Origin of the sequence: Lachnoclostridium phytofermentans, from assembly GCF_000733755.1 — a bacterium.
Taxonomy (GTDB): Bacteria; Bacillota; Clostridia; order Lachnospirales; family Lachnospiraceae; genus Lachnoclostridium; species Lachnoclostridium phytofermentans_A.
Genome location: NZ_JPOF01000003.1, coordinates 1,098,051 through 1,119,146, shown reverse-complemented (window position 1 = coordinate 1,119,146; position 21,096 = coordinate 1,098,051). Strand labels below are relative to the sequence as shown.

The window sequence follows — 21,096 nt, the reverse complement described above, 5'->3', positions numbered from 1 at the left end:
AGAAATTAGAGCATATTGATTTGGGGGATAGTTTTAAAGTGATGCAGAAGGAACACCGTATAGTCTTAAGAATAATTCAGAGTGCAATAACGAAAGAAGAAACCGAGCAATTGCTTGAGAATGAAGGGGATGGAGAGTTCTCCTGGGATTTAGTATATAAACTATTGTGCAAAAATAGTTTGGATGGGGTTACTTATCCTTATGTCTCTAAGTTAGCAAAGGAATTTGGGCCACCGGAAAAGTTAATGGATTTATGGAAACAAGGAGTTTTATTAAAAGCAATACGTCAACTTCGTTTAGAAAAAGCACTTGCTACGGTATGCAAAAGTGCCAAAGAGGAAAATCTTGAACTGATAATCATGAAGGGAATAACGCTTGGGCATTTGTATCCACAATCGGAATATCGATTTTCCTCAGATACTGATCTCTTAGTGAGCAAAGAATCAAGAGAAGAGGCGAAGGAACTATTTATGTTGCTTGGTTATCAATACAAGAGACAAAAAGACAATGTAGATGAGTTTGCGCTTGGTGACTGCCATATGATTGAACTTCATACAAGTTTATGGGAAGGGTTTACAGGGGTTAAAATAGAACAGTTAGAACGATTAAATCTCACGAGAGAGGATAGGCTAATAAAGCTTCAGGTGGATGACTATCAGGTAACTACACTTGGGTATACGGAACACTTAGTTTATCAAATTTATCATATCATTAAACATTTCTGTCTTGAGGGTATTGGAATACGTTACTTAGTTGATATTACCCTATATGTAAATTACTATTTTTTTCATATTGATTTTAAGCAGTTTTGGAACCAGATGAAAGAGGTCGATTACGATAGATTTTGTATGAAAATTTTTTCTATCTGCATTTCTAAATTTAATATGAATCCTGGTTGCAATCCGAATAAAGTTTCAATGTCTTCTGAGGAAGAAGAGATGTTAGTAACGGACTTTCTTAGCTTAGGGTCGATGGATGAGATGGATAATAAAGATTGGGAAGCTCTTAATATCATTGCTCCATATTTTTGTAATCCTATGGAAGGAAGAAACGGGAAGTTACTAAGGATTGTAAAGATGATCTGCCCACCGAAAGCTTATCTGTCGGAGGAATTTGATTATGCCAAAAAAAATCCAATCTTACTGCCGATTGCATGGGTTGCAAGAGGATGTAATTTTCACCAAAAAAAGAAAAGAAATAAGTTGAAATATGGGCTGATTAAAAAAATTTCAAAAGCGGAGTATCGTATCTCATTAATGAAAAAGGCAGGTATTATAAGCTAGGAAGTTGTGAGATTATATCGCAAACTTTAGGATAGGGGTATACGCATGAATAAACGAGTTGAACTTTACAGGCAAACTGATTGGATATTAGGAGATTCCATGGAGAGGATCTTAACTTCTATAGAAAATCGTAGAATAACAACAGGAGATCAATTATTCCTTCTATCTGGTTGTAGTACGGGAAGTGGCACTACTATGTGTACGATACAGATGGCAATTGCATTCGCTGAAGCTGGTTATCGGACATTATTAGTTGATTGTGATTCTAGGAAAGACAGTAAATACAAGCGATTATGTAATGAAAAAGAAAAAGGGCTCTCACATTTTCTGCTTGAAGATCTGGAATTTAAGGAGATTGCTTATTCTACGATTATTCCTAATTTAACGTATATACCCATCGGAGGAGTTAAACAAAATCCAATATATTTATTTCGAAACAGCCGAATTGTTAAGTTTTTAAAGGAAGCGAAAGAATCCTATGAAATAATCTTATTAGATTTTCCTTCCATTCGTATATCTCCAGAAGCAACACTTCTTTTTCATCTCGTTGATGGAATTATATTAATTGCTTCCTTAAATGAAACAACGGAAAAGGAGCTTTTATATGCAAAAGATCAGCTTATAAGTTATCAAGAGAAATATTACGGTTTAATTGTAAATAAGATTAGCCTTTCAGATTTAAAAGGTCAAATGAGAGACTATGATTATTATAAGCAGCCCAAGATGATACATCGTTACATAATGCATTTGAAAAAGAGGAAATGTTAAGGTGAAAAAATTGAAAATCAAAGGAATGAAAATAATAACAACCCTCGGAATTTTTCTTGTAATTTTGCTATATATACCGTGTGTTAGATGTATTGCAGCACTACCTGAGGATAAACCAAGAGTAGTAATCACTTCATTTGAAATGGATGGAGAAACTATTATCCCTGGGAAGTCCATTACGTTAAATTACAAAATCAAAAACATGAGTTCCGTATATAGTGTTACCAGTGTGCTAATTACCTATAACAATGCAGAGGATTACATTTATCCTGTTTTTGGCGATTCGAATCAATACTATATTGATGAGCTAAAGCCACAAGAAGAAAGGGACATGAGCATACAGCTTGATGTATCAAATAAAATAAATGAATCCAGTTTAAAGATGATATTTGAGATATCTTTTGTGGATTCTCTCTCGGGAAGTAATCAAAACTTTGTATCGATTCATTTACCTGTAAAATTATCAAATCAGCTGGAAGTACAAGGGTTATCAATTCCAGACATGGTTTCGATTGGTTCTAAGGCACGAATTGACTTTACCTATGGAAATATCGGAAAAGAGCTCCTGACAAATATAATTATGAAAATCTCAGGGGGCGGTCTAAAGACGGAGCAAGAAGTGTATCTAGGTAATCTTGCAGCTGGGGAAAAAAAATATCATGAGCAGTACATAGAGTTTGAAGAGATTGGTGCTCATAAATTAGATGTCAGTTTTGAATATGCTAACTCCGAGGGTAATGTTTACGATATCCCAAGTCAGTTACTTGAAGTTAAGGTACAGCAAAAAGTATTGCAGGGAGAAGTGGAAGTTATTCAAGTACAAGAAACAAAGAGTAACTGGAATAATAGTTTGCCATATTTACTAGGTAGCTGTATTGTTGTGCTTTTTGCAGTGATTCTTGTATTAATTAGAAAGGATAGACGATTGTAGAAAGTGGAGGAAACATCGTGTATGGTGAATTACGTTTCGTAGATCTTTTACATGCTCTAAAGGTGGCTTGGAAAAAAAGAGTGTTAATCTTTGTCATCTCGATCTTTTGTTTTTTAATCGGTGTATTTCTCACCTTGAATCATCCGGTTAAGAATGTGTATAGTGCTAGAACTACAGTCTATAGTGCAACCTATGGTTCTTACCAACAATCCTTAGCTGGTACGAATGCAATGATTGATTACGCAGATATCGTTTCAAGTAAAAAAGTTTGTCAGAGGGCTGCATCCATTTTAGATGCTGTCGAGCTTACGGGCGATGAGATACAGGCTATGATATCCGCTGATTTTAATAGTAATTCTTATATTATGAATATCTATGCTAATTCCACGGATCCGATTCTAGCGCAGAAGGTAGCCAATGCAGTAGCACAAGCCTTTGTTATTGAGATGAATGGTATTACAGGAGGAGAGTCAATTCAGTTACTTGATGAGGCGGAGCATTATTATCTCTCCTATAATGGGACAAAAAAATTAATTATTAAAAGATTACTGTTTGGCTTTTTTGGTTTTATTGTATCCGTTGCTTTCATCGTAATCAGTCAACTATTATCAGGAAAGCTAAAAACGATAGAACAGTGTATTTCTTTAAGTGATGGTAAATTATTAGGAATGATTCCATATATAGAGAAAGGCCGAGGGAAAACAAACTAAGGCCTATAAATAGGAGTTAGTGTGAATAAACAAGATTATTCACACACGAATTTGTGCTGTCGCCGAATTCGTAGCATTACGACAGAGTGGAGGTTAGTATGAAAATATGTCTGGTAGGTTCTAGCGGGGGGCACTTAACCCATTTATATCTACTAAAGGAATTTTGGGAAAAGCATGAACGCTTTTGGGTTACCTTTGACAAGGTGGATTCTAGATCGCTTTTAGAAAAAGAAAAGTGCTATTGGTGTTACTTTCCGACAAATCGGAATCTAAAAAACTTAATTAAAAATACGTTTTTAGCATTAAAAGTCTTGAGAAGAGAAAAACCAGATTTAATAATTTCTTCAGGAGCAGGTTCTGCAGTACCTTTTTTTTATCTAGGAAAATTGTTTAAGGCAAAAACAGTTTATATCGAAGTTTATGATCGAATAGAACTGCCAACAGTGACCGGGAAAATGGTGTATCCAGTAACAGACTGCTTTGTTCTTCAATGGGAGGAGCAAAAGAACATATATAAGAAAGGAATTAATTTGGGGGGGATCATATAATGATATTTGTTACAGTTGGTACTCATGAACAAGGTTTTGATCGCCTAGTGCGTCATATAGATCTGTTAAAAGGAAGCGAAAGTATAAAAGAAGAGGTGTTTCTACAGATAGGATATACCAAGTATAAACCGAAATTTTGTAAGTATCAGGATATGCTAACGAATGATGAGATGAATGAGTATTCTAAGAATGCTTCGATTGTAATCACCCATGGTGGACCTGGTAGCATTATGCTTCCATTTACGTATGGAAAGATTCCGATTGTGGTACCAAGACAAAGTGAGTTTTTAGAACATGTGGACAACCACCAAGTAAAGTTTACAAAAAAACTGGAGGAGCAAGGGAAGATTCTTGCGGTCTATGAGATTGAATTATTAGAGGATAAAATCTTAAACTATGAAGAGTATGTTGCAAGGCTATCCATGGATTATAAGGCAAATACAAAGCAGTTTGTGAAACGACTGGAACATATCTGCTTAAATCTCATAGCGAGGAATACATAAAAGAGTTAGAACGACATGAAACTACGTGGTAACGTACAAAGTTTCATTTATGAAAAGGCATTCAATTGCCAGAATAGAGGTTAGGATGGTAGATATCAGTGTTATCATTCCGGTATATAATGTGGAAGCTTACATAGAAAAATGTTTAGATTCTTTGGTTAAGCAGACCATATGGGAGCAGATGGAACTAATCCTGGTAGACGATGGTTCGAGAGATCATAGTAAAGAAATCTGTATGGGCTATGCTAATAAATATTCTAACATTAAAGTGCTTCACCAAAAGAATAGTGGGGTATCAGCAGCCAGAAATCGTGGTATCGATGCCGCGACTGGAATTTATATAGCTTTTATGGATGCAGATGACTATGCCGAAACGGACTTGTATGAGATTCTTTATCATGTAGCAACAAGGAACAGGGCGGATCTTTCGATTGTTGATTTTTCTATTTTAGATACAAACGGTAAACTTTATAAAAAGAGAAGTACAGAAAATTCTTTAAGGTGGAATCGATTCGAAGCACTGGAAGCCTTTCTTTCTGGTGGAGAAATAGGAATTAATATTTTTGATAAATTGTTTCTACGAGAAAAGGTTAAGGATTTGTATTTCCCAGTTGGAAGAGCGATTGGAGAGGACATGTATTATATATTTGAATCACTTTTTCGATGTGATTTAGTATGTGGGCATATGGTCAGTAAGTATATCTATGTGAAAAGAAAAGGCTCTGCAATGCTTTCTTCCTTTTCAGAAAAGTATTTTGATACCTTATATCTTTCCGAGGAGATTCTAAAAAAGATAAATATTTCTTATCCGCAGTTAGTAGAGAAAGCAAAAGCTCATTATATGCACGAAAACTGCAAGACATTGGAGAGAATGTACCTAAGTAAGAATTATATTCTTTATAAAGAGCGAGAAAGAGAATTAAGAAAAGAGCTTAAGGCTTACCCTTTAAGTTGTGCTAAAAAAGAATTAAGCAGAAAGCAATATCTGGGAATAGCATTAATGAAATTTTCCCCGTTTTGCTATATCAAGGCAGTGAAACTGTTAAAGATATCGTAGCAAGGAATCGTATGAAATCACCGAAATGAATGAAATAATATCATTCGTTATTCAAATTATCATCATAGCAAGAGATTAGCTATTTGGGAGTTACAGTCATGTGGGAGAAGATAAAAGATAAACAATTGACAGAGATATTGCTTCAGATAGGTTCACTACTACTGATCTTAATTTGTTGCAGTGGTATGTCTCGATTGATGGAGTTTCGGATTTATATGATTGGAATATTTGGGTTATGTATGTACTTTCGTGAGTTATTAACGAGAGAGAATATCTACATATCACCAATCGGTTTATTACAACTTGGATTTATTATCATCTGTATAATGGGAATCTTTTATTCTATGAACCGAAGCGAAACAATCAAATATTCCTTAGTTTATCTTTGTATGTTTCCGATTTTTATTTTTACATATACTGAAAAATTCTTTCATAGTGTGTGCAAGGGTTTTCAGATCGCAACCTTAGTAGTAGCAGTTTCCATTATTCTAAATTCGCTTCTCCCGAGCTTATTTCTTACAACATTGAATTTTTTGATTCGTCCAGGAATGCAACCATGGTTGTATGGAGAAATTATGAGCAAATTTTATTCCGGTATTGCTGGGGAAAAGGGAGAAGCTGCTATACTTATGGTTCTTGGAGTGGCTCTTACTCTATCGAAGTTTGTTGGAAAGAATAGAGTAACTACAAGGGATTTTATTTTTTTACTTGTTTATATGTTTGCTCTCACGTTACCAGCTAAAAGAACCTTATTTGCAATAGGAATTGCTCTCTGTATTGTTTATATGCTTTTCTTTACGGAGAGAAAGAAGAAAATTATCGCAATTGGAATGGGACTAATATTGTTATTGGTAGTTATTATATTTGCGGAGAAGATACCTGGAATAAATAATTTGTTAGTAAGGTTTACAGAAAATTCGGAGGATAGCTCTTTAAACGGAAGGTCTTATCTGTGGGAAAGAGCGATACAGATGATAGAGTCAAAACCGTTCATAGGATATGGTTACGGAAGCTATAATACCTTTGCAAGCATTTACGGAGTACGTACATCTTCAACCGGGGATTGGGCATTTCACGCACACAATATCTATCTACAAGTCCTTGCAGAAACTGGTTTGATTGGTGGATTAATTTTATTTAGTGGAATGTTATTTTCCTTGGTGCAGCTTGTTCTCTTATATTTTAGACGTAAATTCTTAACGGATTCTCAAAGAGAACTTATGGCGTTTGCTCTCTTTATGCAGTTGTGTTTTCTAGTCTATGGGGTTACGGGAAATATCTTATATGGAACGAATCAAATGTGCTTGTTTTTATTCACGTTTGGGATTGTTATCTATTTAGAGCGACAATATCGAAGGGAAGTAAAACGATAGCTTTTGTTATGTAAGAGCGCTAAAGCGGTAGAATTGGGAGTTAGTGTGACAAATCAAGAGTTTTCACGCGTGAATTTGTGTCGCCCAAATTCGCAGGATTGTGACAGAATGGAGGTTAGTATGAACAAAAAAGTTGGTATTATAACATTCCATAGAGCATTAAATTATGGTGCAGTATTACAAGCGTATGCTCTACAACAGTTTTTATTTGGTTTGGGGATAGAGAATGAGATTATTGATTATTATTCGAAAAGTATAACTAGTTGTTATGCACCATTTAAAATCTGTAAAGGTAAGGTGGTACGAGGAATCGCTCGAGGACTTCTTTTTTTTAGGGTGATACAAAAAAAGAGGAAGCGCTTCGAACAGTTTTGTAATGAATATCTTACTTTAAGTAAACCCTGTTATAATGATCTGGATTTGAAGGAATTAAGTAAGGATTATACGTTTCTTCTTACTGGTAGCGATCAGGTATTTAGTCCGATTAGTGCAGGCTTTGATGAGGCTTACTTTTTAACCTTTGTAGAGGATGAGAAGAAGTATTCTTATGCGGCAAGTTTAGGGATTAAAAAAATTCCGAAGGCTTTGGATGAAGTTTATCGAGAGCGATTAAGAGGGTTTCAATGTATTTCAGTTCGAGAAGCAGATGCAGCATCCTTATTACAAGATTATATATCCTCTAAAATAAAAGTTCATATAGACCCAACCTTATTAGTAACTAGTAGGGTATGGAACCAGATTAGTCATAAAACAGGACTTAAAAAATCTTATGTTCTTATGTTCCATGTAGAAAAACCGATTGTCTCCATACAGTTTGCCAAAGAGTTGGCAAAACAAAAAGGTCTGGAGATCATCTATATCAATGACCGGACAGTAATACGTGATATGAATATCAAATATGTAGTAGCACCTAAAGTGGAAGAATTCCTAGCTTGGTTTCGGGAAGCGGCCTATATTGTGACAAATTCATTTCATGGTACTGCGATATCGATACTTTTTCATAAAGAGTTCTTTGTAGAATTAGAAAATAAGAAAAATAGAAATGTTCGGGTAGAGGCATTATTACAGCTCCTTCATATCGAGGAGCGTGAGATTAACAAAGAAACTAATACTTCTCTTACTTGTAAGTCGATTTCTTGGAATGAGGTGGAAGGAAGACTGAACCACCTAAGGGAGGATGCGAAAGAGTATATGGAGGATATCGTAAGAACAATGATATAGCAAGTGTTCATAATGATTGTTTGTTCGGGAGAAATAAAAAGAAACTAAAACTAAACAAAGTACAAATGGAGATAGATAGATGAAGTTTATGTTTTGCTCAAACAGAATGAAAAATGTGATAAGAATATCTGCAGGTACTATGTTAGGACAGATCATTATGTTCATTAGTCTTCCTATCCTAACCAGAATATATGGTGCATCTACAATAGGTGTATCCTCATTTCTACTTGCCTTAGCCTCTTTAATCAATTCGGTATCCGATGGTGGATTTACCAATGTATTAATGATTGAGGATAATGAGAAGACATCAAAAATGGTATATCAAACGATAACAACGATATCATTCATTATTAGTGGAATTGCAGCAATTGGGATTACTATTTATGACATATTTTTTTCATTGCAGCTCTATCAAAATAGTTGGTTTATCTTTCTCTATACTTTTATACTCTTTTTTACCTCAAAACAAATTATGATTTGCTACACATGGCTGAATAAAAAAGGGTTTTATGAAGTTTTAATGTTAAATCCGATTATCAATTATGGTTCTTATTCAATGATAGCATTTTTACTTGGAATTCTTGGGTATAAGCAATACGGTTACTATATCGGTTATATGGTTGGACAGCTAATTACCGTAATACATATGAAACGTTTTCTACCAAAGACATCTTTTAAGTTTCGATTCGAATCTATAGAGAAATTATACAAAGAACATAAACCTTTCTTTCTCTTTGAGCTCCCAACCAATTTATTATCTCAATTTAAGAACCAGATGCCAACTTTATTAATCAAAGGATTTTTTGGTAATGAAATTCTAGGATATTATTCGCTTGCTAACAAATTAATTAATATACCTATTAATTTATTAGCAAATGCAATGGGAAGAGTTTTCTTTCAGGTGGGAGCAGAGTTTCGAGATGATATCAAAAAAATTGGTACGTTTACCTATCGTAATATAAATAAGGCTATGAATGTAGCAGTGATTCCAACGATATTACTAGTATCCTTGGGTGATGTTGCTATAAACTTAATGTATGGAGAAGGCTATGAAATGGCAGGAGTTATCCTACGTATCGTTGCAGTGCAGGGGTTTATTACCTTTTTATCCCTTACGGTACAAGGGATTACAACCCTTATTAATAAACAGAAATACGCAATGGTATGGCTTTTATTACAAACAGTATTCAGTGTATTAGGGTTTGTGATTGGCGCGGGTATTTTTAAGAATATATATACTGCGCTAACTTTAATGACAATCGTAACCTGTATCTCTTATTTGATTTATTATTGCATTATTTATGAAGCGATTGGAATTGCTTGGACTAAGTTTTTCTTAAGAATGACGATAACACTTGTCATCCTTTGGGTAGCATCAGGGTTATTACGAAAGTTGATAGAACCAACAGGTATATTCGAAATTAAATTGTAAAATGCGATGTGAAGCATACTTAGGAACTATGGAAGACAATTCTCATTAGGAGGTAGTATATGCAGGAAAATAAAATGGGAATAGAACTTGATCCATGCTGTGGTTGTGCAGCATGTGCCGTTTGTTGTCCTACCAAAGCGATTACAATGAAGATGGATGAAGAGGGATTTTTATATCCTAAGATTTCACTGGATGATTGTATCGGTTGTAAACGCTGCATCAGTATTTGCCCTCTTAAGGAGAATAAGATAAAAAAAGATATTACACAAACCTTAGCATATGGAGTAAAACACAAACAAAATAAAGTACGTATTTTAAGTCGTTCTGGCGGAGCTTTCACTGCTTTTTCTGATGTTATCCTGGCAATGGGAGGGGTTATCTATGGGGCTTGCTGGGAGCAGGAGTTAGGAAAGGTAATTCATCGTCGTGTTGTATCCAAAGAAGAACGCGACCAGCTAAGGGGATCAAAGTATCTTCAAAGTGACATATCAGGTTGTTATCATTGGATTCGAACTGATCTAGAAGAGGGAAGAAAAGTGCTTTTTACGGGGACCGGTTGTCAAATAGCCGCGGTAGATAGTTTTTTAGGGAAAGATTATGAAAATCTTTACCTCTGTGACATAATCTGCCATGGAGTACCTAGTTCTTTGGTATTTGAGGAGTATCAAAATTTTCTAGTTGATTTGTTTGAGGAAAAAATCAAGCGTTATCAATTTCGAGATAAGGAGGCTTTTGGCTGGAAAGCTAATATCGAATCTTTTCAAATAAAGAATAAAAAGAAATATTCCAATCTTTTTTCAAAAATATATCAAACAGATTGCATTCAACGTCCTTATTGCTACGAATGTCAGTACGCTTCCATTGAAAGGCGTTCCGATATCACAATCGGTGATTTTTGGGGAATTGACTCCATTATGAAAAAAAACATGGATAACAAGGGGATGTCTATAGTGCTGATACATACGAAGAAGGGGCTTAATTTGTTTCACCAGATTCTCTCGGATGTAGAGTTTCTTGACTGTTCTAAGGAAGACTATTTACAGCCGCAGTTAAAACATCCTTGTATTAAGCCAAGTAATCGAGAGGATTTTTGGAGGCTGTATAAGGAAGTCGGGGTATCTGGGATAGTAAAGATAATGCCTGGTGGAGTTTTAGGGGCAAAGTATAGAGTTTATACTAAGCTTATCGTTGGTAGACTTAAGAAATGTGTGGGTGGATTGAGTCAAACGCTAAAGAAAGTTAGAAAGGAGATGGGCTAGATGGCGATATCAAAAATTATACATTACTGTTGGTTTGGGTCTGCTAAAAAACCGAAAAGACTCGTTCGTTGCATAGATTCTTGGAAAAAGTGTGTTGGATACCAAATAAAAGAATGGAACGAAACAAATTGTGACTTTCAGGAAAATGAGTTTGTAAAAAAAGCTTACGAGCTGGGGAATTGGGCTTTTGTCAGTGATTACTTTCGTTTGAAAGCGTTATACCTGGAAGGAGGAATCTACCTAGATACTGATGTTGAACTAAAAAAATCTTTGGATGATCTCTTGGATAGCGATATGTTTCTTGGCTTTATTTACGATTCTATCATTGGTACTGCAGTGATTGGATGTAAAGAAAACCATCCATTTCTAAAATATCTCCTAGATGTTTATACTGGAATAGAGTTTAAAGTGCTCGATAATAAATTGTTTTATCAAGGATTTACAGCGAAATTATTGCCTGATGAGGTATTCGTTAATAACAATGGATTAATGACACGAGCGATGCAAGAATATTTTCCGGAGTTTCGTATTCACGGTAAATATCAGGTATTTAAAAATATTCGTATTTTTCCAAAAGATATATTTGAGATTGGTCCTATCATTGGAAAGGGATATAGTATTCACCACTGTGAGGGGAGCTGGAAAAAGGATGCCAGTAGTATAAAGAAAAGGATAAAAAGAGGAATCAAAGGATTGGCATCGATTGTTCCACTGATACATATGGATTCCGTAATTAAGCATAGAACCTATAAGAAGTTATTGTATCATATTCCGAATTATTCGATACACCAAAAGCATTTAAAAGAATATAGAGAAAGCTAATCAAGAAAATGCCCTTGTACGGTAGCTTATTTTGTACAAAGGGCATTCACTATTTCAGGAAAGTTCCAAGTGAGATTATAACGATCTAAGAGACAGCTATTTTCGATTGAATTAATAATGTTACACTGACCTCCGCTATCCCACCAAAAGCAAGTAATATGATATTGTTTGCCATAAGAAATATAGCTTTTTGCATGTTTAGCTCGGTCAGCACAGTTATTTTTATGGAAGGAGGCAAACTCTCCAATGATGACGGGAATATGATTGGAAACAAAGGTTTGTTCTAAGGAGATAAAAAGCTGTTCTATTAGGAGGTTATCTTCGTTATCTCGAAAGATTGATGATTCTTTCTTATTACTTAGCAAAGATTCCTGTAAACAAAATTGCTTCGGTTCATAGGCATGAACTGAAACAATCAGGCGGTTGGCAATGTTATCCGTGGGGAGTTCAAATGCACTCAAGACTTTTTTGTTCCAAGTGGCACCATAAGTACTTACAATGAGACAACGAGAAGTATTATTACCACCTGTTAGTCTAACGGTATCGACAAAGAGTTGATTTAACTTGTTTACAACCGATAAATCCTCTTTCGTTGGATTATCCCATTCATTTGTTTCGTTTAATATCTCATTAAATCCCTCGAATATTAGATGTTCATTATATTTTTGAAATCTAGTGGCAATCTGATTCCACAGAGAAGCAAATTTTTTTGAATTAAGCTCATAATTCTTAAGATCTGCTCTTAACCAACCATTGGAACCGACATCATGATGAAGATTAATAATACAGTATAGGTCATTTCGGAGGGCATATTGAATCACTTCTTCAATGCGATCTAGCCAGTCAGAATCAATGGTATTCGTAGAGGAATCAATATGATTGCGATAGGTAATCGGAATTCGAATAGCACCAAAACCACTTTGTTTGATAAAGGATATCATCTCGTTAGTTGTTATCGGGTTATACCATAGAGTTTCATAGTAAGAGGATTTTGATTTTATGAATTCTGGTGAGAGATAATTAGTAATCTGAACCTTTAGAGAAAGGACTGCCGTCTTTAGTGTAGCTGTCGAAAAGTTAGAAAGGGCAAAAATTTCTGGATAGAATTTTGCAACACCAAGATTCATCATTAATTCATGAGTACCAAGGAACTCTTCAAGGGTAATTGAAGTTCCGTCTGAAAATGTAAGGATAGCATCTTTAATCTCTATAATAAGTCGGCTTTCCCCCGTAGGTCCTATACGAAAATTGAATATCTGTAATCCAATGGAACCATATTGTGTGGAATCGGAAGATATAATCTTAGAGAGGTCCCATGTCAGCTCGGCATAACCATTCGAATCAAATGTTACCTTATCAGAGGAATTCCAGTTAGTATATGGAGAGGAGGAGTATGTAGAAATTAGTTGGTAATGATATTTGGCTTTGATTTCCTCTGGATAACCTTCGATACTATAAGAATCAAAAGTGTTTCCAAGATTCCAACCAACCTTCATCGCACGGACTAAATCGGCTGCATTGATGTCTTTCATGATTGAGTAGTTAAAAGAAGTCTCATCTTCAATCAGAGTTTTCTTCTGCTCATCTGGTACAGGGGTGATTTCTTGATCTTTGCTACCTTCTTTTTGTGGTATGAGGTAGGTCACAAGGAGAAGTACTAATATGCAGGAAAGGATTATAATAATAGATTGTTCTTTTTTTTCTTTCATAGGATATCCACTCCTTTTGTAGTAACTTTAATAAAAGAAAATTAAATTTGATAATACATAACTTTAAGAAGTGGTGTGGGATTTTAATGGTATCATTTTGTTTTATTAAGTTCAATACAAACAATTTCTGGTGGATTATAAAAGCGTGGAACATTGGAATTCCCCAAACCACTGCTTACGATACTAACTGTGTTTCCAATTTGGTATTCTCCATAATCGTATTTTGGTAATATATCTCCGTGATTTCCAATGATTCCTCCAAGGAATGGGAGGCGTACAATCCCTCCATGAGTATGTCCACAGAGAATCATATCATAATTAAAATTACTTAAAACTTCAATTCTTTGTGCATCATGAAATAATAAGAGATGAAATTCATTGGCCTTCTTCTCGATACGTTTCGGTTTTGTTAAGTTCCAAGAATAGTGAAAGCCATGCAGATAGAGTGTTGCATTACCAAAGGTTATCGTTTTTGTAGTATTTTCTAACATCATGACATCGTATTCAAGATATAGATTCCGCAATTTATTTTTGTATGGTGATTCTTCTTCATGATTTCCAGTTACCGCATAGATCGGTGCAAGCTTATGAATTCCTTCCAATAAAAATTTAAGTTCTTCAAAGTGGGTAGCATCCTTATTGATCATATCTCCTGTCAGAACAATGAGATTTGGTTCACATTGCGCTATCATAGAAATTAGTTTACTCTGTTGTTTTCCAAATTCTTTTAAATGAAAGTCGGACAGCTGAACAATACGAAAATGGTTCAAATCCTCTGGTAGAGTATTCTTATAGTACTGATAGTAAGTAATTTTTAAGTTTCCTATAAAGCCACGCAATGTATAAAACAGTAGCAGTATCATAAAGAGAATAATTATAAATTTTTTTTTCATAGTTTCTCCTTTAATACTGTAAAAATATGTAAATATATTATATTATATCATAAGAGGTATCAAAATACAATGAAGGCATAGAATAATTCTTCTGAATTCTTCTGAAAAATAGCCATAACGGTGTGGGAATCTGGAACATCCAAGACTAAGGAAACGTATTTTGAAACCTTATGGAATAGAAAAGTGAAAGGGAGTGCCAAATGAAAGTGTTTAAAAGGTTACAATATTTTTTAAAATACAATCATCATAAATGTCTTACCATCCAAGCACTATACTATTGTGGAATGTATCGATTGTGTATTTTATTAATACCTATGAAAAAGTTGGAACGTTTTTTTGGAATAGCTGGATTGGAGACAGATTTTAAAGAAGATATCATGCAGAGTAGTTATGTACGAAATGTTGCTCAAGTGGTAAATCGAGTAAGTAGCAAAACTCCTTGGGAGAGTAAATGTTTAGTACGAGCATTAACAATTCGAAGGATTCTCAGCCGTCACAAAATACCAACAACTCTCTACCTTGGTGTCATGAAGCAAGAGGAGGAACTAAGGGCTCATGCATGGATTCGCTGTGGTTCTTTTTATTTATCGGGAGGAGATGGAGAAGGATATGCAAAAGTAGCAACTTATGGTACGCAATATGAGATGTGATAGAAGTGTTAAAAAGGGATGGACAAGGATTGTTTCTTGTTATAAAATGGAAATAAATTACAATTGATTGGAGGCTATCTATGTCAGCAATATGGGGAGTCTTAGATGATAAGGGGAATAAGATAGTAGAAGAGACCTCAGAAAGCATGAAAAAAGCATTTCACAATTGTGTATTTGATGAGGTACATACGGTAAGTGATTTAAATATTATGATGGGTTGTGGCATGTCATATATTAGAAGAGATGAGGAAGTTTTGCTTCCAATTTATGAGGTGGATACTCATCTGATGATTGCTGGTGATGTATATCTTGATAATTGCGAAGAATTAATAAAAGAACTTAATCTTAGCAAAACCATATTTGATACTGAGATCGTACTTGAAATCTATAAGAGGGATAAGAAAAATTTTATATCTAGATTAAATGGATCTTTTTCTTTCTGTATCTATAATACGATAAGCAAGGAGCTACTATGTGCAGTTGATCCAACCAGTGCAAGATGTCTTTATTACCACTTTGATGGAGAAAAATTTTATTTCTCTACCCTATTTCAAGGAATCTTAAATGCAGTAGGATTACCATTTGAATATAACAAACGATGGATTACAGATTTTCTTGCAATCGATAATTTAGCAATGACATCAGAATGCAGAGAAACACCTTATCAGGGGATTTATAAGCTGGAACCTGGAGAGCTACTAACATTTTTAGATGGAAAGATAACTAGAAGCTACTACTGGTCTCCAAGTAAGAATAAAAGAAAGAAGGAGAGTGGTGAGTACAAGCAAGATTTTATAGACCTGTATGAAACAATCATCAAAGAATCCATTCAAACGCGAGGAGAAGTTTCTATTCTGTTGAGTGGGGGCTTAGACTCTACTTCAGTTGCATGTATTGCTTCTGAGTATCTAAGGGAGAAAGGGAAAGTATTACACTCCTATACATCGATTCCAGAGGAGGGATTCCTTACACAGCGTGAGAGTGTTTATTTAACAAATGAACGAGAGCTTGTGGAGAAATTCGTAAAAGAAATAGGAAATATTGATAGCAATTTTTGTGATTTACAGGGGCAGAACTCATGGGATAATGCTAAAGAACTGATGAATATCTTAGAGATGCCATATAAAGCACTTCAAAATATTGATTGGATTTATGAATGTATGATACGTGCATCAAAGAAAGGATGCAAGATTTTATTGAACGGCCAATATGGTAATGCCACAGTATCTTTTGGTAATTTTGATATTTACTTTAAAAGTTTATTACGTAGAGGAAAGATATTGTCCTTATGTAAAGAATTAAATGAACTATCGAAACGCCACAAGTTATCAAAGCGCCGAATGTTTAAAAACACAGTAACCTTGTTATTCCCTATCTTTTCGAAGGAAAGCGTGGAAAGAAGAGCTTATGATGGACACACTTATGAAAATAAGACACTAGCGAAATGTTATCACACGAAGAAAAGATTTAAAAAAGCCAAGATTAATGCTAATCTACATACCCCTACGATGAAGGAAGTAAAGGAAGATATGTATTTAAAACGTGCTCTTTCACAAATAGGTGAGATAGAAACGAAACTATCTCTTGCTACGGGGGTTTTGATTAAGGACCCAACAAGAAGCAGAGAGATGATTCAGTTTTGTTATAACCTTCCAGAAGATCAATTTGTATACCATGGTGTGGAGAGAAGGCTGATTAGGGAATATATGAAGGATAAGATTCCTTCTAAGATTCTTAGTGAGACTTTGCGAAAAAAAGGGGTTCAAAGTGCAGATTTTATTTTTAAGATAGACCGTGTGAGAAAATCGATATACGAAGAAATAAAACTTATATTAAATGAGGAGGTAAAGCATTATATTGATACCTCTCTTTATGAAAAAGATATATCGATTCTGTTAAAATCTCTTGAGGAAAATCAAAGTTCTGAAGTAACCAAACTATTATATACCGGGTTAATGCTTCGTTTCTTACAAAACTGTTAGAATTGTTGAATATGCCAGCAGAAGAATTTATAATCCAATTGTCACCCGTTATGGGATGTCAAAAAGAATGGAGGCATGTTTATGAAAAAGGTATGGGCTAACCCAGAAGTTATCGAATTAGAAATTAACAAGACCCAGTACAGTCCAAGAGGTGGATGGGAAAAAGATGGCGAATATGTATCTTCTGATGGCAAGTATCATATAACTACTTGGGGACCATCTTCAGGAAATAGTGGAGAGCCATCTGTTGGTGTTAATTAAACGATTGTATATAAAAAATTGGTTATGGTGATAAAACTCCATAGCCATTTTTTATTCATGACAAGGAAGAATTCGCGTAACGTGCTTTCTCTTTTCTATAATAGAATTAAGCGCATAAAAAATGGATTTGAAACATGATATGGGAGGATATATGGGACAGGTTTATTATTATAGTATCTATGGGCTAACAGTTGAGTCAGAGATTCCTTTTCTAGAGGCTAATTGTCGTAAGAGTGAAGAAGTTTCGCAAGATGTCATTATTAGGTTTGGCTCGATGCCTGAGTACATAAAAGTAGACAAGCAAGAAGGAAATAAGAATACCATTTCAAAGCAAGGATATGTGTGGTTTTCTTATGATGGAGTAGGGGATATTTTAGTTGAGAAAGGGGAAAGAATCACTTTAGAACTACAACAAGATGCTGATTACGAGTTAACAAAAGCAATGTTACTTGGATCTGCTCTTGGAATAGTTTTGATTCAAAGGGAAATTATTGCAATACATTCTGGTGCCGTTGTTATTCATAATAAAGCTGTTCTTGTATGTGGAAACAGCGGTGCAGGCAAATCGACAATAATTCATGAACTGGTGAAAAGGGGACACCTTTTCCTGGCAGATGATACGGTAGCTATCCATGGAACCAAACAATTGGTAGCAGCACCTGCTTATCCACAGCAAAAGCTTTGTGTTGATACCGTGACACGAGAAAATTATGATACCAATACTCTAACGATATTAAACGAAGAACGACAAAAGTATGCGATATCAAGGCGAGATATATTTGCAGAAAAGGAACATCCGATTGGAGGTTTATTTTACATATCTCTATCAGATACAGATAGACTTACGATAAAAGAAGTAGTGGGGCATAAGAAGTTGGCAATTATTATAAATAATCTATATTTGACGGATATTTACAAAGTGTTGGGATTATCTCCTTTGTTTTTTAAAAAGTGTTTGGAATTTGCTAATATGATACCTATCTATGAAATAGAGAGACCATGTGGATTAAGTACAGAGCAAGATATTGTTAAGTTCATCGAAAATGAGGTGGTATAATGCAAACGAAGACAAAGTATGGGAATATGCAGTATATTAAATGGTTATTTTTCTATACCAAGGATTATCTGCCGAAACTTCTGTTGTTAATGGGAGTTGATTTTAGCAATACCTTTTTAACAGTTGGGCTTGCAGTAGTAAGTAAATATATTATCGATTCTGCAACTTCAGGAGAAAGTATACTATTCGCTATTATGTTGTATATCGGAGTAGTATTTATAACCCAAGCACTTTATGCTGTGAATGGTATGGTTTCTGTGTTAGTGAATGAAAAGTATTCCTTTGGGATTCGAAAGCAAGTCTATGATAAAATCATCCACTCCCATTGGATGGATGTGAAAAAATATCATACTGGAGATTTGATGACGAGGTTAACCAGTGATAGTGGTAATATAGCAGATGGTATGGTATTTGTCCTACCAACGATGGTACGCTTATTTTTAGAACTTTTATTGACGTTCCTTACCTTGTTTTTCTATGAGCCAAGATTAGCTTTATTTGCCGCCATGTTGGCACCAGTTGCAGCATTGACAAGCTTATGGCTTGGCAGACGGTTAAAGAGATTGCAGATTAAAGTTCAAGAAACGGAATCTGCTTACCGCTCCTATCTCCAGGAGAGCCTTAGCAATCTGTTAATTGTAAAATCATTTGCAAACGAAGACTTTGCATCCGAACGATTAACGGAGTTAAGAAACGAAAGACTTTACTGGATCAAAAAGAAAAACAGGCTTAGTGTATTAAGTTCTACCGTAATGTCACTAACTTTTCAGATAGGTTATGTGGCCGCATTCGCATTTGGTGCATTACAGTTATCCAAAACGGTAATCACTTATGGTACTATGTCTGTGTTTCTTACCTTAGTGAACCGAATTCAAGCGCCTATTATAGGACTAGCACAAAATATACCTAAAATAGTTTCTGTCATTGCTTCTACAGGGAGGATAATGGAACTTCAATCAATTCCACTTGAAGAAAAACATAAGGCACGTCTAATACCACAAGAGATTAGCCTTCGATTAAAGAATGTTTCTTTTGGTTATTCTGAGGATGAGGTTTTGCACAATATAACTTTGGATATTTCACCTGGTGAGTTTGTAGCGGTGATTGGAGAATCTGGAATTGGCAAAACTACCTTGGTACGTCTAATTATGAGTTTTATGAAGGAAAAGTCTGGAGAAATTTCATTTTTTCATCAAAATGGAGAGGTGGAAACTTCAAATGCAGGGGTTAGAAATTATATCTCCTATGTACCGCAAGGAAATACATTATTTAGCGGGAAAATAAGAGAAAACATTCGCATGGGGAGGCTTGAAGCTACGGATGAAGAAATAGAATATGCATTAATCTTATCTGCTGCGAAGGAGTTTGTCTCTGAGCTCCCTGACGGGTTGGATACCATCATTGGAGAACACGGTCATGGTTTATCTGAGGGACAAGCACAAAGGATTGCAATTGCAAGAGCACTTGTACGTAAAGCACCACTTCTTATCTTAGATGAAGCGACCTCTTCTTTGGATTCCGATACAGAACTTCACGTGCTAGAAGGAATTAAACAATTGTCTCCTAGACCAACCTGCCTTATTATCACGCATCGGCGTTCTATCTTACCATATTGTGACAGAGAAGTTTGCATTAAGGATAAAGAACTTATGGAAATTCCAATTGGATAGGTAAGAATAAAGGATGTGAATTAATTTATTCACATCCTTTATTCTTACACCATAGTATAAAAAAATAAATCGTATATGGAATATAATCCATTATCAAGGTTTCCGTACTTTAATAAGAAGTTATTATGTTTTAGTTAAGCTTTCTCTGTGTTCATAAAGACTGGAAGTGTTAAGGAAAAGCTACTTCCAACATGTAGGGTACTGTTGCACGATATTGTTCCACCAAGCCTTGAAACAATGGCTTTCACAATGGAAAGACCCAAACCATATCCTGTGGTGGCTGTTGGTGTTCTTGAATCAGAGACCATAAAGGAACGATCAAAGATATGGGGGAGATGCTCTTTGGATATGCCAATACCGGTATCCTTCACAGTAATAATAACATAGGATTCACTAATGCTTGCTATTAGGGTGATGCTTGCTCCTGAAGTAGAAAATTTCAGTGCATTGGAAAATAAGTTGTCAAAAACTCGATGTAACAATTTAGTATCAATCATTACTTGATAAGGAAAATTGGAAGGTACCTCCAAGATTAACTTACGGTTTGCATAGTTCGAATCTTCCCGATAATTATAAAATAGCTCCTCCAAAAAGATGCCAATATCAATGCATTCCAGATGCAGAGGATGCCCCATAGATTCGACTGTGGAAAGAAGGAGAATATCGTGGATAAGTTGTTCTAAAAATTCGGTTCTTGTTAGTAACATTCCAAGGGAGTCTCTAATTTCCGCTAAGGTAAGCGAGGAGTCTGATAACATATATTCAATTGCTACCCGAATTGCTGATATAGGGGAGCGTAAATCATGTGTAAGGTTTGTAAATAAATCAGATTGTTCTTTCTGAAGACGTAGGAGTTCTTTATTTGTTCGATCCAATGCAAGATTTGAACGATATAAGGCATTTGTTAATTCTTCAACCGTAACATCTGGAGTTTGGAAGGTAAGTTTTTTCTGACTTGTCAATGATT

Annotated in this window: 20 protein-coding genes; 17 read left to right on the top strand and 3 right to left on the bottom strand. The window is 35.1% G+C overall.

The window, feature by feature from the left end; genetic code table 11:
- Window positions 1-41: 41 nt before the first annotated feature.
- The 12 genes from CC92_RS0110330 to CC92_RS0110275 all read left to right on the top strand — a co-directional run bounded on the left by CC92_RS0110330 (window position 42) and on the right by CC92_RS0110275 (window position 11,907).
- Window positions 42-1,283 carry a nucleotidyltransferase family protein gene (locus CC92_RS0110330; protein ID WP_029502962.1) on the top strand — a complete coding sequence of 414 codons (1,242 nt, stop codon included), beginning with the start codon at window positions 42-44 and terminating at the stop codon, window positions 1,281-1,283.
- Between the two features lie 45 nt (window positions 1,284-1,328).
- Entirely contained in the window at window positions 1,329-2,051 is a 723-nt protein-coding gene (locus CC92_RS21610) for a CpsD/CapB family tyrosine-protein kinase (RefSeq protein ID WP_081841853.1), read from the top strand.
- A 1-nt stretch (window position 2,052) separates the two neighbouring features.
- Window positions 2,053-2,982 (top strand): hypothetical protein, encoded by a 930-nt coding sequence (locus tag CC92_RS0110320; protein ID WP_029502964.1) that lies wholly within the window; start codon window positions 2,053-2,055, stop codon window positions 2,980-2,982.
- Between the two features lie 17 nt (window positions 2,983-2,999).
- Window positions 3,000-3,692, top strand: a complete 693-nt coding sequence (locus CC92_RS0110315; protein WP_029502965.1) for a YveK family protein — start codon at window positions 3,000-3,002, stop codon at window positions 3,690-3,692.
- A 98-nt stretch (window positions 3,693-3,790) separates the two neighbouring features.
- The gene (pssD, locus tag CC92_RS0110310) at window positions 3,791-4,240 is read left to right on the top strand and encodes a PssD/Cps14F family polysaccharide biosynthesis glycosyltransferase (RefSeq protein ID WP_029502966.1); all 450 of its coding nucleotides are present in this window, start codon (window positions 3,791-3,793) and stop codon (window positions 4,238-4,240) included.
- A complete protein-coding gene (gene pssE, locus CC92_RS0110305) occupies window positions 4,240-4,743 on the top strand; it encodes a PssE/Cps14G family polysaccharide biosynthesis glycosyltransferase (protein ID WP_029502967.1) in 504 nt (167 codons plus the stop codon). The genes pssD and pssE overlap by 1 nt, the downstream gene beginning before the upstream one ends.
- Window positions 4,744-4,828: 85 nt before the next feature.
- Complete coding sequence (locus tag CC92_RS0110300; RefSeq protein WP_029502968.1) at window positions 4,829-5,800, top strand: glycosyltransferase family 2 protein; 972 nt, start codon at window positions 4,829-4,831, stop codon at window positions 5,798-5,800.
- 98 nt (window positions 5,801-5,898) lie between these two features.
- Entirely contained in the window at window positions 5,899-7,173 is a 1,275-nt protein-coding gene (locus tag CC92_RS0110295; RefSeq protein WP_029502969.1) for an O-antigen ligase family protein, read from the top strand.
- A gap of 120 nt (window positions 7,174-7,293) precedes the next feature.
- Complete coding sequence (locus CC92_RS0110290) at window positions 7,294-8,394, top strand: polysaccharide pyruvyl transferase family protein (protein ID WP_029502970.1); 1,101 nt, start codon at window positions 7,294-7,296, stop codon at window positions 8,392-8,394.
- A gap of 79 nt (window positions 8,395-8,473) precedes the next feature.
- On the top strand, window positions 8,474-9,826 hold the full coding sequence (locus CC92_RS0110285; RefSeq protein WP_029502971.1) for an oligosaccharide flippase family protein: 1,353 nt from the start codon (window positions 8,474-8,476) through the stop codon (window positions 9,824-9,826).
- Window positions 9,827-9,885: 59 nt separating this feature from the next.
- Complete coding sequence (locus CC92_RS0110280) at window positions 9,886-11,085, top strand: Coenzyme F420 hydrogenase/dehydrogenase, beta subunit C-terminal domain (RefSeq protein WP_051650718.1); 1,200 nt, start codon at window positions 9,886-9,888, stop codon at window positions 11,083-11,085.
- Window positions 11,086-11,907, top strand: coding sequence for a glycosyltransferase family 32 protein (locus tag CC92_RS0110275; RefSeq protein ID WP_051650719.1), 822 nt, complete (start codon window positions 11,086-11,088; stop codon window positions 11,905-11,907).
- A gap of 26 nt (window positions 11,908-11,933) precedes the next feature.
- On the opposite strand, the gene CC92_RS21605 is transcribed toward CC92_RS0110275, so the two are convergent.
- Both CC92_RS21605 and CC92_RS0110265 read right to left on the bottom strand, forming a co-directional pair.
- On the bottom strand, window positions 11,934-13,616 hold the full coding sequence (locus CC92_RS21605; protein WP_051650720.1) for a glycoside hydrolase family 5 protein: 1,683 nt from the start codon (window positions 13,614-13,616) through the stop codon (window positions 11,934-11,936).
- 92 nt (window positions 13,617-13,708) lie between these two features.
- The gene (locus tag CC92_RS0110265) at window positions 13,709-14,509 is read right to left on the bottom strand and encodes a metallophosphoesterase (RefSeq protein ID WP_029502975.1); all 801 of its coding nucleotides are present in this window, start codon (window positions 14,507-14,509) and stop codon (window positions 13,709-13,711) included.
- A gap of 200 nt (window positions 14,510-14,709) precedes the next feature.
- On the opposite strand from CC92_RS0110265, the gene CC92_RS0110260 reads away from it, so the two are divergent.
- From CC92_RS0110260 to CC92_RS0110240, 5 genes are all read left to right on the top strand, one after another.
- Complete coding sequence (locus CC92_RS0110260) at window positions 14,710-15,159, top strand: lasso peptide biosynthesis B2 protein (RefSeq protein WP_029502976.1); 450 nt, start codon at window positions 14,710-14,712, stop codon at window positions 15,157-15,159.
- Window positions 15,160-15,239: 80 nt separating this feature from the next.
- On the top strand, window positions 15,240-17,141 hold the full coding sequence (locus CC92_RS0110255; RefSeq protein WP_029502977.1) for an asparagine synthetase B family protein: 1,902 nt from the start codon (window positions 15,240-15,242) through the stop codon (window positions 17,139-17,141).
- Between the two features lie 81 nt (window positions 17,142-17,222).
- Window positions 17,223-17,402: a hypothetical protein gene (locus tag CC92_RS0110250; RefSeq protein WP_029502978.1), complete on the top strand. Its 180-nt coding sequence runs from the start codon at window positions 17,223-17,225 to the stop codon at window positions 17,400-17,402.
- 151 nt (window positions 17,403-17,553) lie between these two features.
- Entirely contained in the window at window positions 17,554-18,459 is a 906-nt protein-coding gene (locus CC92_RS23225; protein ID WP_029502979.1) for a hypothetical protein, read from the top strand.
- Window positions 18,459-20,129, top strand: a complete 1,671-nt coding sequence (locus tag CC92_RS0110240; protein ID WP_029502980.1) for an ABC transporter ATP-binding protein — start codon at window positions 18,459-18,461, stop codon at window positions 20,127-20,129. Before CC92_RS23225 ends, CC92_RS0110240 begins: the two co-directional genes overlap by 1 nt.
- Window positions 20,130-20,263: 134 nt before the next feature.
- On the opposite strand, the gene CC92_RS0110235 is transcribed toward CC92_RS0110240, so the two are convergent.
- On the bottom strand, window positions 20,264-21,091 hold the full coding sequence (locus CC92_RS0110235) for a sensor histidine kinase (RefSeq protein WP_029502981.1): 828 nt from the start codon (window positions 21,089-21,091) through the stop codon (window positions 20,264-20,266).
- Window positions 21,092-21,096 lie beyond the last annotated feature (5 nt).